At 64.3% G+C, this 12,827-nt stretch carries 14 protein-coding genes; 3 read left to right on the forward strand and 11 right to left on the reverse strand.

All coding sequences use genetic code 11. The features are described 5' to 3' along the window. Positions 1 to 10: 10 nt before the first annotated feature. From aroB to ACSQ9I_RS23610, 7 genes are read right to left on the reverse strand one after another with little or no spacing between them, the layout of a single operon-like run. Complete coding sequence (gene aroB, locus ACSQ9I_RS23580) at positions 11 to 1,111, reverse strand: 3-dehydroquinate synthase (protein ID WP_436305196.1); 1,101 nt, start codon at positions 1,109 to 1,111, stop codon at positions 11 to 13. 36 nt (positions 1,112 to 1,147) lie between these two features. Further along, on the reverse strand, positions 1,148 to 1,693 hold the full coding sequence (locus ACSQ9I_RS23585) for a shikimate kinase (protein ID WP_436293281.1): 546 nt from the start codon (positions 1,691 to 1,693) through the stop codon (positions 1,148 to 1,150). A gap of 24 nt (positions 1,694 to 1,717) precedes the next feature. After that, positions 1,718 to 3,868, reverse strand: a complete 2,151-nt coding sequence (gene pilQ, locus ACSQ9I_RS23590; protein WP_093105589.1) for a type IV pilus secretin family protein — start codon at positions 3,866 to 3,868, stop codon at positions 1,718 to 1,720. Next, on the reverse strand, positions 3,865 to 4,404 hold the full coding sequence (locus ACSQ9I_RS23595; RefSeq protein ID WP_436314651.1) for a pilus assembly protein PilP: 540 nt from the start codon (positions 4,402 to 4,404) through the stop codon (positions 3,865 to 3,867). Before ACSQ9I_RS23595 ends, pilQ begins: the two co-directional genes overlap by 4 nt. Continuing rightward, the gene (locus ACSQ9I_RS23600; protein WP_436314652.1) at positions 4,401 to 5,075 is read right to left on the reverse strand and encodes a type 4a pilus biogenesis protein PilO; all 675 of its coding nucleotides are present in this window, start codon (positions 5,073 to 5,075) and stop codon (positions 4,401 to 4,403) included. Before ACSQ9I_RS23600 ends, ACSQ9I_RS23595 begins: the two co-directional genes overlap by 4 nt. An 8-nt stretch (positions 5,076 to 5,083) precedes the next feature. Next, the gene (locus ACSQ9I_RS23605; RefSeq protein WP_093105581.1) at positions 5,084 to 5,704 is read right to left on the reverse strand and encodes a PilN domain-containing protein; all 621 of its coding nucleotides are present in this window, start codon (positions 5,702 to 5,704) and stop codon (positions 5,084 to 5,086) included. Then, entirely contained in the window at positions 5,701 to 6,780 is a 1,080-nt protein-coding gene (locus ACSQ9I_RS23610; protein ID WP_093106143.1) for a pilus assembly protein PilM, read from the reverse strand. Before ACSQ9I_RS23610 ends, ACSQ9I_RS23605 begins: the two co-directional genes overlap by 4 nt. A 240-nt stretch (positions 6,781 to 7,020) precedes the next feature. On the opposite strand from ACSQ9I_RS23610, the gene ACSQ9I_RS23615 reads away from it, so the two are divergent. Further along, the gene (locus tag ACSQ9I_RS23615; protein ID WP_436314653.1) at positions 7,021 to 9,429 is read left to right on the forward strand and encodes a penicillin-binding protein 1A; all 2,409 of its coding nucleotides are present in this window, start codon (positions 7,021 to 7,023) and stop codon (positions 9,427 to 9,429) included. Between the two features lie 3 nt (positions 9,430 to 9,432). Here ACSQ9I_RS23615 and cyaY read toward each other — a convergent pair whose 3' ends face one another. The 3 genes from cyaY to ACSQ9I_RS23630 form a co-directional block, all read right to left on the reverse strand. Further along, the gene (gene cyaY, locus ACSQ9I_RS23620) at positions 9,433 to 9,765 is read right to left on the reverse strand and encodes an iron donor protein CyaY (RefSeq protein WP_436314654.1); all 333 of its coding nucleotides are present in this window, start codon (positions 9,763 to 9,765) and stop codon (positions 9,433 to 9,435) included. Between the two features lie 175 nt (positions 9,766 to 9,940). After that, complete coding sequence (locus ACSQ9I_RS23625) at positions 9,941 to 10,222, reverse strand: BrnA antitoxin family protein (protein WP_436293277.1); 282 nt, start codon at positions 10,220 to 10,222, stop codon at positions 9,941 to 9,943. Then, positions 10,215 to 10,526: a transcriptional regulator gene (locus ACSQ9I_RS23630; RefSeq protein ID WP_436314655.1), complete on the reverse strand. Its 312-nt coding sequence runs from the start codon at positions 10,524 to 10,526 to the stop codon at positions 10,215 to 10,217. The genes ACSQ9I_RS23625 and ACSQ9I_RS23630 overlap by 8 nt, the downstream gene beginning before the upstream one ends. Positions 10,527 to 10,656: 130 nt before the next feature. Between ACSQ9I_RS23630 and lptM the strand changes: the two genes are divergently transcribed. Both lptM and lysA read left to right on the forward strand, forming a co-directional pair. Beyond that, complete coding sequence (gene lptM / locus ACSQ9I_RS23635) at positions 10,657 to 10,899, forward strand: LPS translocon maturation chaperone LptM (protein ID WP_436314656.1); 243 nt, start codon at positions 10,657 to 10,659, stop codon at positions 10,897 to 10,899. After that, the gene (gene lysA, locus ACSQ9I_RS23640) at positions 10,896 to 12,176 is read left to right on the forward strand and encodes a diaminopimelate decarboxylase (RefSeq protein WP_436314657.1); all 1,281 of its coding nucleotides are present in this window, start codon (positions 10,896 to 10,898) and stop codon (positions 12,174 to 12,176) included. The genes lptM and lysA overlap by 4 nt, the downstream gene beginning before the upstream one ends. Here the strand turns inward: lysA and ACSQ9I_RS23645 are convergent. Continuing rightward, complete coding sequence (locus ACSQ9I_RS23645; protein ID WP_093106138.1) at positions 12,166 to 12,804, reverse strand: sulfite oxidase heme-binding subunit YedZ; 639 nt, start codon at positions 12,802 to 12,804, stop codon at positions 12,166 to 12,168. The genes lysA and ACSQ9I_RS23645 overlap by 11 nt on opposite strands. Positions 12,805 to 12,827 lie beyond the last annotated feature (23 nt).

Consider the following 12,827-nt stretch of genomic DNA (forward strand, 5'->3'; position numbering starts at 1 on the left):
GCCTTCCGATTCAGGCCGCGCAGCATTGCGCCAGCACCTCGCGCACCATCGCCTCGGGTGCGCTGCGCATGACGGCCGAGCCGGGCTTGTCGATCACGACGAAGCGGATCTCGCCCGCCTCCGACTTCTTGTCGATACGCATCAGTTCGAGATAGCGCTCCGCGCCGAGCGCAGGCGCGACCACGGGCAGGCCCGCGCGCTCGATCAAGGCCGTGAGACGCTGCACGAAGGCAGCGTCGACGCCACCCAGCCGCTGCGACAGATGCGCGGCCAGGACCATGCCGCAGCCGACTGCCTCGCCATGCAGCCACTTGCCGTAGCCCAGGCCCGACTCGATCGCGTGCCCGAAGGTGTGGCCGAAATTGAGGATCGCCCGCAGGCCGGTTTCGCGCTCGTCCTGCCCCACCACCGCGGCCTTGATCTCGCAGCTGCGCTTGACGGCGTATGCCAGCGCACCCGGTTCTCTGGCCACCAGCGCGTCGATGTTCGACTCGATCCAGTCGAGGAAGCGCATGTCGTAGATGGGGCCGTACTTGATGACCTCGGCCAGGCCGGCGCTGAGTTCGCGCGGCGCCAGCGTACCGAGCGTGGCGAGGTCGCACAGCACCAGTTGCGGCTGATAGAAGGCGCCGATCATGTTCTTGCCGAGCGGGTGATTGATCGCGGTCTTGCCGCCCACCGACGAGTCGACCTGGGCCAGCAAGGTGGTCGGCACCTGCACGAAGGGCACGCCGCGCATGTAGCTCGCTGCGGCGAAGCCGGTCATGTCGCCCACCACCCCGCCGCCGAGCGCGAACAGCACCGTCTTGCGGTCGCAGCCGTGGCCGAGCAGGGCATCGAAGATCAGGTTCAGCGTCTGCCAGTCCTTGTGCGCTTCGCCGTCGGGCAGTTCGAGCACGTGCACGGCATGGAAGCGCCCGGCCAGCGTCCGGCGCAATGCAGCCGCATAGAGCGGCGCCACGGTGGTGTTGGTGACGATCAGGGCCGTGGCGGCTGCGGGTACCGCTGCAAAATTCTTCGGTTCGCCGAGCAGGTCGCTGCCGATCAGGATCGGATAGCTGCGTTCGCCGAGCTGGATCTCGACGGATTCGGGGGAGGCAGGCAATCGCATGGCCCCGAGTTTAGGCGCATGCCGCAAGGGCTTGCCTCAGTCCGGTGGGTGGCTCCGGGTTTCGGCGGAGACCGCGCCGGCAAGTTCTAGCTGCATCACGATGATGTTCACCAGCATCGCGACCGAGGGCCGGCCGGTCTCGACCACGTCGTGGGCCGTCTCGCGATAGAACGGGTCGCGCGCACTGTAAAGCTCATGCAGGCGACCCAGGGGATCGGCCACCTGCAGCAGGGGGCGCTTGACGTCGTGGCGCAGCCGCCGGAACAGATCCTCGGGCGAGGATCGCAGGTAGATCACGTGGAAGTGCGTGCGCAGCTGGATCCGGTTGGCCTCCCGCAGTACGGCGCCGCCGCCGGTCGCCACGACGCCATGGGCCGTCGCCGCGAGATCGGCGATCACGGCTTCTTCGACATTGCGGAAGCTTTCTTCGCCTTCGCGTTCGAAGTAGTCGCGGATGGAGCAGCCGATCCGGCGCTCGACCACCTCGTCGCTGTCGATGAAGGGAAGCTGCAGGCGCTGGCCAAGGCGCCGGCCCACTGCTGATTTTCCGGCGCCGGGCAAGCCGACGAGCGCGACCGCCACGCGGTGCTACGAACGCCCGCGCGTTCAGCGCGCGGCGTTGCGGTCGGTAATCATCTTCGGGGTGATAAAGACGAGCATTTCGGTCTTGTTGGCAACGCGATTGCGCGTACGGAACAGCGCCCCGACATAGGGCACTTCACCGAGCACCGGCACGCGCGATTCATCGTTGGTTTCGGTGAGCTCGAAGATACCACCGATGACCACCGTGCCGCCGTTTTCGACCAGCACCTCGGTTTGCACGTGCTTGGTGTTGATCGCGAAACCGGCCGTGGTGGCCTGGCCGACCGTGTCCTTGTTGACGTCGAGCGTCAGGATGATGTTGCCCTCGGGCGTGATCTGCGGCGTGACCTCGAGCTTGAGGTTGGCCTTGCGGAACGCGATCGAGGTGGCGCCGCTGGAGGTGGCGACCTGGTAGGGCAGTTCAGTGCCCTGCTCGATCAATGCCTTGGTCTGGTCTGCAGTCACCACGCGCGGGCTCGACACCACCTTGCCCTTGCCGTCGGCTTCGAGCGCGGAGATTTCCAGGTTCAGCATGCGCGAGAAGCTGGAGTTGAAGAGCGAGATCGCGAAAGTGCCCGGCGCATTGCCGTTGCCGGAAACGCCGGTCGACGGCAGGTTCACGAAGTTCGAATTGGTGAAAGTCGTCAACGCGCTGCCCGTCGTGGTTGCCGTTGCCGGCGTGACGACCGGCATGACGCCGACGTTGCCGAAAATCGGGCGGCCGCTGTTCGAGCCCACCGTGCCGCCGGCGACGCCGCCGCCGAGCCGCACGCCCAGGGATTTGCCGAAGGTGTCCGAAGCCTCGACGATGCGCGCTTCGATCAGCACCTGGCGAACCGGCACGTCGAGCTTCTGGATCAGCTCGGCGACCTGCTGGAGACGCGAAGGAATGTCCGAAACGAAGAGCTGGTTGGTGCGCGATTCGGCGATCACGCTGCCGCGCGGGCTCAGGATACGCGTCGTCGTCCCGGAACCACCGCCACCGCCGCTCGATGCGCCCGTGCCGGTCAGGCCCTGTGCGATCGCGATGGCCTTGGTGTAGTTCAGCTGGAACGATTGGGTCCGCAGAGGCTCCAGGTTCTGGATGGCGGCCTGGGCTTCGAATTCGAGCTTTTCCTTGGCGTTGATTTCGTCCTTGGGCGCGATCCACAGAACGCTGCCGTTCTTGCGCATGCCCAGGTTCTTCGCCTGCATGATGATGTCCAGTGCCTGGTCCCAGGGCACATCCTTCAGGCGCAGGGTCAGCGCGCCGGTCACCGAGTCCGAGGTCACGATGTTGAAATTCGTGAAGTCGGCGATCACCTGCAGCAGCGAGCGGATTTCGATGTTCTGGAAGTTCAGCGAGAGCTTCTCGCCGCTGTAGCCGGCGCCCTGCGTGAGCTTGGTCGGGTCGACCTTGCGTGGGCGCACCTCGACGACGAACTGGTTCTCGCTCTGGTAGGCGCTGTGCTCCCAGTCGCCCTTGGGCTCGATGGTCATGCGCACGCGGTCGCCCGACTGCTGCGTCGTCACCAACTGGACGGGCGTGCCGAAGTCCGAAACGTCCAGACGGCGGCGCAGGCCCTCGGGCAGGGTCGACTTGGTGAATTCGACCACCAGGTTCTTGCCTTGCTGGCGAATGTCGACGCCCACCTGGTTGTTGGCCAGGTCGACGATCACGCGGCCGGTGTTGTCCGAGCCCAGGCGGAAATCGACGTCGCGCAAGGGCAAGGTGTCCCGGTTGCGGTTCTCGGCAAATGCGGAAGGCGTGGAAGCAACCAATGCGGCGCCCGGAACGGGCTCCAGCGAAATCAACAAGGACTTGCCCTGGATCTCAGCCTTGTACGCGGTCGCCTGCTTCAGGTTCAGGACCAGGCGCGTGCGTTCACCGGCCTGCACCACGTTGACCGAGCGCAGATTGCCCTGGTTGACATCGATCGCCGAACGGCCGATGGCATTCGTCACACCCGGGAAATCGAGCGCGATGCGCGCCGGTGTCTGAATCGCGAAGCCGGTTGGCACGGCAGACAGCGGTTGCGTCAGGTCGACCCGAATGACTTCGGCGCCGGATTGCATCGAACTCGTCACCGATTCGATGGCGTTCTGCGCCTGCGCGACGGCGATCGTGCCGAATGCAAGCAGGCTCACGCCAACAGCGCGCAGCCACTGCGCGAACATTGATTTCTTGGAATTCATTTCGACCTCTCTTGCAACTGCAGCGTCGCCACGCGTTCGATCCATTCACCGGCGGCGTCCTGCACGATTTCACGCAAGCCGAGTTCGGTTTCACTGATACGGGTGATGCGCCCGTAGTTGAGTCCCAGATAGTTGCCGACGCGCACTTGGTACAGCAGCTTGTCGACCGTGACCAGGGCCACCGGCTCGCCCTTGCGGTTCATGCTGCCGACCATGGCCATCGAATCGAGCGGGAAAGCCTCGAGGGCCTCCTTGCGGCGAGCCAATTCGGGCGCGATGAGCCCCGACGTGCTCGGCTGGTTCGAGTCGCGCCGCAGAGCCTGCGTCAGCTTCTGCATGTTGAAGGGCTCGAAGGCACTGACCTCGGTGTAGGCCTGGGGCGTGAACTTCTTCGGCTCCGTGATGGGCGGAACGTTGGGCCGCACTTGCGCCCTCTGCTCCGCCATCCAGCGCTGAAGGTCCTCCTGCTCCGACCCCATGCAACCGCTGAGGCCGACGGCAGCAATGCCGAGCCACAGAAAACCGAGCGTTCTCATTTCTTCTTCGCCCCCACCGCGGCGCGTTTCTGCGCCGCCTGCTCTTCATCGTCCAGATAGCGGAAGGTCCGCGCCGTGGCATCCAAGGTCAGAGCGCCATCCTTTTGCGGCGTCACCGACAAGTTGTTCAAGGTCACGATGCGGGAAAGGTTGGCGACGTCCGCGGCGAAGGCGCCCATGTCGTGGTAGCGACCCGTCACACGCACGGCGATCGGCAGCTCGGCGTAATAGTCCTTCACCGAAACCTGCCCCGGACGGAACAATTCGAACTGGAGACTACGGCCCAGCCCGGCCTGGTTGATGTCGGAGAGCAATGCGTCCATTTCCGCTTTGCTCGGCAGCTGCTTTTCGAGCAGGGTCACATACTGCTGCACCTGCTCGCGCTGCTTCTTCAGCAAGTCGAGGTTGGCGGCCTGCGCAACCTTCTTCTGATAGTCCGCTTTGAGCGTGACTTCCTTCGCGCGCTCGGCTTCGAGTTCGTCGTTCGAATTGGTGAGCCACACGAACCACAGTGCCACCAGCACCAGGGCCGTGACGGCGACGCACAAGGCGTAGCGCGGCACCGGCGGCCAGACGGATGGGTCGTTCGGATTGAGACCCCGGAACTGATCCCCGAAGCGCTGCGCGGCGGCAGCGATGTCGATCTTTTGGGAAGCGCGCGTTGTTGCCATGATGACGCCTATCCCTTGACTGCAGCCGATGCCGCCGTGGCCGCACCGGCCGCGGCCTTCTGAGCATCCGTGGGCCGCTTGAGGCCGATGCGCATGGTGAAGTTCGCAACCCGGCGCTGGTCACGCGGACTCAGATTGATATTCGCGGACGTGATTTCGACCAGTTCCGGCTTGACCAGCCACGGGCTGTTGTTGCCAAGATTGCGCAGCAGTTCCGACACGCGTTCGTTGGACTGCGCCATGCCTTGAAGCGTGACCGTCTGGTTGTCCTGTTTCATGCTCGTCAGATAGACACCGTCCGGCAGCTGGCGAACGAGCTCGTTGAGCAGATGCACCGGCAGATTCCGATCGCCCTGCAGGTCTTCGACCGCCTGTTGCCGTGCACGCAAGGCCGCAATTTCGGCCTGCAAGGTCGAGATCTCCTTGATCTCCGCTTCGAGCTTGGTGATCTCGGACTGCAGAAAGCTGTTCTTCGCTTGCTGGCTGGAAATCTGGGCCTGGTACCAGAGGAATGCCGCACCTGCGATCAGGCAGCCGAGGACCGCCGAGGCGCCCAAAGTCGCATAGAAGGCCTCTCGCCTGCGCTTGCGCGAAGCCTCCCTGTGCGGGAGCAGATTGATCAGAATCACTGCAGAAACCTCCGCATCGCCAAGCCGCACGATGTCAGATAGGACGGGGCCTCACGGCGCACCTTCTTCTCCCGGATTCCACTGCCGATCTCCATCCCGTCGAAGGGATTGACGAGCGAACAGGCAAATGAAGTCTGCCGCGTCACGGCGCTGGTCAGCCCCGGGAGCGATGCCGAGCCGCCCGCCAGCAACACGTAGTCGACGCGGTTGTGCGGCGTGCTGGTAAAGAAGAACTGCAGCGCCCTGGCGATCTCCTGGGCGATGCTTGCCACGAAGGGCTTCAGCACACCCGAACCGTAGTCGTCGGGCAAATCGCCGCTGCGCTTCTTGGCTTCCGCCTCTTCCGCGGAAAAGCCGTACTGCCGAACGATCAGCTGGGTGAGCTGGGCGCCGCCAAAAGCCTGGTCGCGGTCGTAAAGCACTTCCTGGTTGCGCAAGACCTGCATGCTCGTGGTGAACGCTCCCACCTCGAACAGCGCGACCACGGCATCGCGGCCTTGGCCGGGGAGTTGCTCGATGAGCCGCGCCGTGGCCAAGCGCGAAGCATAGGACTCGACATCGAGAATCATGGCCTTCAGCCCTGCCGCCTCGGCCAGACCTTGGCGGTCCTGCACCTTTTCCTTGCGCGACGCGGCGATCAGAACCTCGACATCGCCTGCCGAATTGGCGCTCTGCCCGATGACGCAAAAGTCCAGGCTCACTTCGTCCAGCGAAAAGGGAATGTATTGATTGGCCTCGGACTCGACCTGGATCTCGAGCTCCTGCTCGCTCATGCCGCCCGGCAGAACGATCTTCTTGGTGATGACGGCCGAAGGCGGCAACGCCAAGGCGGCGTTTTTGGTGCGGGTGCCGCTCTTGCGGACAACGCGCCGCACCGCTTCGGCGACCTCGTCGAATTTCTCGACGTTGCCGTCGGTGATCCATCCCCGTTCCAGAGGCTCGATCGCACAACGCTCCAATACCAGCTTGCCGCTGGCATCGCGGCCGAGCTCGACCAGCTTCACACTGGACGAACTGACGTCCAACCCGAGCAGTGGCGCGGGCTGACGGCGAAACAACGATCCCAAAGCAGTCAAGTTCGATCCCATCCGTTTGTAACGATTGGAAATATTTGCGAGTGGTTGCATGCTAGCAGGAGGTGCACGGGCAACCAAGCGGCGAATCCTCACTCCAGCGACAAGCGTTGTCAAAAGGGGACGTAACAGTACGGTTCTGCAACTTTGGTCACAAATGCGAGTACTTGGGTTTTATGCGCGCCCCGAGAGCCGTCCGAAGGGGTCGCCTTTTTATAATGAGCGCTGACTTCTCCACCTTTCATGCCCGAAAAAACTCGCCCCAACGGGCCCGCCAGAACCCCTCCTCCCACGCGCCCGGCCTGGCTTTCATGGCTCATGCGCATCGTGCTGTGGGGCTTGGGTATCGCTGCGGCCGGGGCGGTATCCCTGGTCTGTGTGATTGCCGTCGCGCTGGCCGTCGCCTATCCGAACCTGCCGGATATCTCCGAGCTCGCCGACTATCGCCCCAAGCTGCCACTGCGGGTTTTTTCCTCGGAAGGCACTCTGATCGGCGAATTCGGCGAAGAGCGCCGCAACCTCACCCCGATCGCGACCATCCCGAAGGTGATGAAGGACGCCGTGCTGGCGGCGGAGGATGCGCGCTTCTACGACCACGGCGGGGTTGATTACAAGGGCCTGGTCCGCGCCGGCCTGGCCAATATGAATCGCGCCAAGAGCCAGGGCGCCTCCACCATCACCATGCAGGTGGCGCGCAATGTCTACCTGAGCTCGGAAAAAACGCTGACCCGCAAGATCTACGAGGTGCTGCTGACCTTCAAGCTCGAGCACCTGCTCTCCAAGGACCAGATCTTCGAGATCTATCTGAACCAGATCTATCTCGGCAACCGGGCCTACGGTTTCGCGGCGGCATCCGAAGCCTATTTCGGCAAGCCCCTCAAGGACATCACGATCGCCCAGGCGGCGATGCTGGCCGGGCTGCCGAAGGCGCCCGGCGCCAACAACCCGGTCAACAACCCTGCTCGTGCACGAGGGCGCCAGCTCTATGTGATCGACCGCATGCAGGAAGCCGGCTTCATCACGGCCGAACAGGCAGCAGAAGCCAAGAAGGAAGAGCTGCACCTGCGCGACGCCGCGGATCCGACGCGGCTGCATGCCGAATACGTGGCCGAAACCGTGCGCCAGCTGATGTACGCACAGTACGGCGACAGCACCTACACGCGCGGCCTCAAGGTCTACACCACGCTGGTGGCCGCCGACCAGGCCGCCGCGTATCGCGCTTTGCGCAAAGGCATCATGGACTACGAGCGCCGCCAGATCTATCGCGGCCCCGAGAAGTTCGTCGACCTGCCCGCCGACCCCAAGGAGCTCGACGAGGCAGTCGACGACGCCCTGGCCGATCATCCGGACAATGGCGATGTGATGTCAGCCGTGGTGCTCAGGGCCAGCGCCAAGGAAATCAACGCCGTGCGCGGCAACGGCGACACGCTGCAGATCGTCGGCGACGGCCTGCGGCCCGCGCAGTCCGGGCTCTCGGACAAGGCGCCGCCCAACATCAGGATCCGTCGCGGCGCGGTGATCCGTGTCGTGAAGACCCCGAAAAATACCTGGGAGATCACCCAGCTGCCCGAGGTCGAGGGTGCTTTCATCGCGCTCGACCCGCGCGACGGCGCGGTCAAGGCCATGGTCGGCGGCTTCGACTTCGACAAGAACAAGTTCAACCACGTCACGCAGGCCTGGCGCCAGCCGGGTTCGAGCTTCAAGCCCTTCATCTACTCGGCCGCGCTCGAGAAGGGCTTCACGCCCGGCACGGTCGTCAACGATGCGCCGCTCTTCTTCGACGCCGGCACCACCGGCGGACAACCGTGGGAGCCCAAGAACTACGACGGCACTTTCGAAGGACCGATGTCGCTGCGCCGCGCGCTCGCCCGATCCAAGAACATGGTGTCAATCCGCGTTCTGCAGTCGATCGGCACACGCTACGCGCAGGATTGGGTCAGCAACTTCGGCTTCGAACGCGAGAAGCACCCCGCCTACCTGCCGATGGCGCTGGGCGCCGGATCGGTCACGCCGATGCAGATGGCGACCGCCTACTCGGTGTTCGCCAATGGCGGCTACCGCGTCAATCCCTACCTCGTGACGCGCATCACCGATCACAAGGACAAGGTCCTGGTGGAGACGCAGCCTCCGCTGCTCAACGAAACCATGCGCGCAATCCCCCAGCGCAATGCCTTCATCATGGACAGCCTGCTGCAAGAGGTGGCGCGCAGCGGCACGGCCGCCAAGGCGCAAGCCACGCTGAAGCGCCCCGACCTCTACGGCAAGACCGGCACCACCAACGACTCGCTGGACGCATGGTTCGCCGGCTTCCAGCCCACGATGGCCGCGGTGGCGTGGATGGGTTACGACACGCCGCGCAAGCTCGGCGATCGCGAAACCGGCGGCGGCCTGAGCCTGCCGATCTGGATCAGCTACATGGAGACCGCCATCAAGGGCGTGCCGGTCACCGAGCTGACGGCCACGGCGCCGTCCGGCGTGGTCAACGTCGGCGGCGAGTGGTACTACGACGACTATGCACCGGGCCGAGGCGTCGCGAGTCTGGGTGTCGAGGGCGGGCCGACGCCGCCGGCCGAAGCGATCTCGGGCGTGCCCGTCAGTCCGGCACCGCCGCCGGAAGAGCGCAACCGCATCCTCGATCTCTTCCGCAACTGATCGTCAGCCGGCCACGAACTGCAAGGGCTGCCCGGCTTGCGCAGTCGCTTCGCGCGACAGGTTGCCGAAGAGCTCCTCCCCGGTCTTGGTGTCGACCCACGCACGGCCGTCGTGCCGATAGTGATAACCGCCGGACTTGGCCGCCAGCCAGATTTCACGCAACGGCGGCTGCAGGTTGACGATCAACTGGCTACGGTTGCGAAAGGTGATCGTGATCATGCCGCCCACGCGCTGGTTGTCGATATCGGCGTCGGTCGCGTCGTTGATGCGGTCGCAGCTGCGCTCGATAGCGGCCAGCGCCGCTTCCGCGCGGTCCATGTACTCGGGGTCGGTCATTACAGTTCTTGTACCTTCGCGCTCAGGCGCTTCATGAGGGGGTCTCGTAGCGGGCTTTCCGGCACCGCTTCCAAGCACGATATTGCCGTGAATCCGAATCCGTCGTGCAGCAGTGGGCTTGGCAATCGCAATTCGACGATGACCAAGCCATGCCACCGGGCCTGACGAGCGGGCGTTACAGCCGGCCCGCCTGGATGTCTGCTCGTAGTGCGTCGTTCGCTCGCGTCTGCCAGCCCGGGCCGGAGGCCTTGAGCGCCTCCAGCACGTCCGCATCGAAGCGGATGGTGGTGGACACCTTGACATCCGCTTTCACGCTGCCTGCCGGTCGGCCACGCTTGCGCGCAGCGATCTGTGCCGGCGTATGCACAGCGGCATGTTCGCCGCGCTTCATTTCGTCGATGGACTTGAGCAGATCTTGCTCGAACTGCATCACGTCGGGGTCTTTGATCTTAGGCATTGATCGCCTCCTTCAGTTTCACCAGAAAGGCCGGTGCAATGTTGTCGAGCTTGGCCTTCGTATAGACCAGCAACAACGCCAGATCACCCTGGTCGTTGCGGTTGAAATAGATCACGCGGGCGCCGCCGCGCTTCCCCATGCCGGGACGGGTCCAACGGACCTTGCGCAGACCGCCAGTGCCCTTGATGACGTCGCCGGACTCTGCGTTCGCAGCGATCCATCCCACGAAATCCAGCCGCTCTTCCTCAGACCAAACTTCGGCAGCGAGGCGCTGGAACGTAGGCGTTTCGATCACCGTGAACATTGAATTTATTGTAGTAACAAATAAAACCCGACGCAAGGATTATTTGTTACTACAACAAATATGCTCAACCGCCACTTGACCCGGTGCACTGGTTGGAACCCCGAAGGTCAGGAGGTCCGCCAAGCGACCAATGGTCGAAAAGTACAATTTCACCATGTTGAATGTTCATCAAATTCTAGTGAGCGCGATTGGCCTCGCAATCGTTGGGGTCGCGCTGACCGGCTGCGGCCAGAAGGGCCCGCTCTATCTTCCGACCGATCCGGCCGCAAAGAATCGCGCCACGCTGCCGGGTTTGCTGATTCCCGAATCGTCGCGCAACGAACCCGCCAATTCGCCCGCACAGGCGCCGGCAACGACCGAAGGAACGAAGTGAGCAGCGACCCGCGCCTTCCGGGACATCCCCACATCGCACGCAAGAACGGCACCTTGCACGTCGAAGGCGTGCCGCTTTCGACCCTGGCGCGCGAGCATGGCACGCCGCTGTTCGTCTATTCGAAGCAATGGATGCTCGATGCGCTCGGCGCCTACCAGCGCGGCTTCGAAGGCCGCGACGCGCTGGTCTGCTATGCCATCAAGGCCAACTCCTCGCTGGGCGTGCTGCGCGTCTTTGCCGAAGCGGGCTGCGGCTTCGACATCGTCTCCGGCGGCGAGCTCGCGCGCGTGCTCGCCGCGGGCGCCGACCCTGCCAAGGTGATCTTCTCCGGCGTCGGCAAGACGAAGAGCGAAATGCGCCAGGCGCTCGCGGCCGGCATCGGCTGCTTCAATGTGGAAAGCGAGGCCGAGATCGATGTGCTCAACGCCGTCGCGCTCGAAGAAGGCCGGCGCGCATCGATCAGCGTGCGCATCAATCCCAACGTCGACCCGAAGACGCATCCCTACATCTCGACCGGCCTCAAGGGCAACAAGTTCGGCGTGGCGCACGACCGCGCGGTCGCGATCTACCAGCACGCCGCGTCGTTGAAGGGGCTGCAGATCGTCGGCATCGACTGCCACATCGGTTCGCAGATCACCGACGCCTCGCCCTACCTCGAAGCGCTGGAGCGCGTGCTCGACCTGGTCGAGGCGATCGAGAAGGCCGGCATTGCGCTGCATCACCTCGACTTCGGAGGCGGGCTGGGCATCGACTACAACGGCGACACGCCGCCGGCGGCCGATGCGCTGTGGCAGCAGCTGCTCGCGCGCCTCGATGCGCGAGGCTTCGGACGGCGCCGGCTCATCGTCGAGCCCGGACGTTCGCTGGTCGGCAACGCCGGGGTTTGCGTGACGGAAGTGCTCTACACCAAGCCAGGCGAGGACAAGAACTTCTGCATCGTCGATGCGGCGATGAACGATCTGCCGCGGCCCGCGATGTACCAGGCTTTTCACCGAATCGTTCCGGTGGCTGAGCGCCAGGGCGAGACCGTCAGCTACGACGTCGTGGGCCCGGTCTGCGAGAGCGGCGACTGGATCGGCCGCGACCGCGCGCTCGCGGTGGAAGCAGGCGACCTGCTGGCCGTGCTTTCGGCCGGCGCCTACTCCATGGCCATGGCGAGCAACTACAACACGCGCGGGCGTGCCGCCGAAGTGCTGGTCAGCGGTGAGCGTGCCACCTTGATCCGCCGGCGCGAAAGCATCGAGGACCAGCTGCGCAGCGAACAGCTCAGCGACTGACCGGGCGCAGCGCAGGGCGCTGCACCCTCTTCTTGCCGCTCGCGAAGTTCCAGACGCGCCAGCCCAGCAGCAGCGCGATGATCGCGGCATAGACGAACACTTCCGCGAAATCGTTCTTGCCCGCGCGCATCCAGAAGAAGTGCAGCAGGCCCAGCCCGGCGATCACATAGACCAGCTTGTGCAGCGTCTGCCAGCGCTTCGCGCCCAGCGCCTTGATGGCCCGGTTGAACGAGGTCGCGGCCAGCGGCGTGAGCAGCACGAAGGCCGAGAAGCCCACCAGGATGAACGGGCGCTTCGCGATGTCCTTGGCGATCTCCGGAACGTCGAAGCCCATGTCGAACCAGCTGTAGCTCAGCAGATGGACCACGACATAGAAATAGGCGAACAAGCCCAGCATGCGGCGAAAGCGCGCCAGCGCATTGGTCTTGGTGATCACCCGCAGCGGCGTCACGGCGAGCACGATGCAGATGAAGCGCAGCGTCCAGTCGCCGGTCGAGCGGATCAGGTACTCGGCGGGATTGGCGCCCAGGCCATCGGTGAACGCACCGTAGACCAGCCATGCGAAGGGCAGCAATGAGAGCACGAACACCAGCGGCTTGGCCGCCGGGTGCATCAGAAGCTTGTTCACGAAGCCGCCGCCGGGCCGCCCCA

Source organism: Variovorax sp. LjRoot84, from assembly GCF_964254305.1.
In the GTDB taxonomy this organism is placed as follows: Bacteria; Pseudomonadota; Gammaproteobacteria; order Burkholderiales; family Burkholderiaceae_C; genus Variovorax.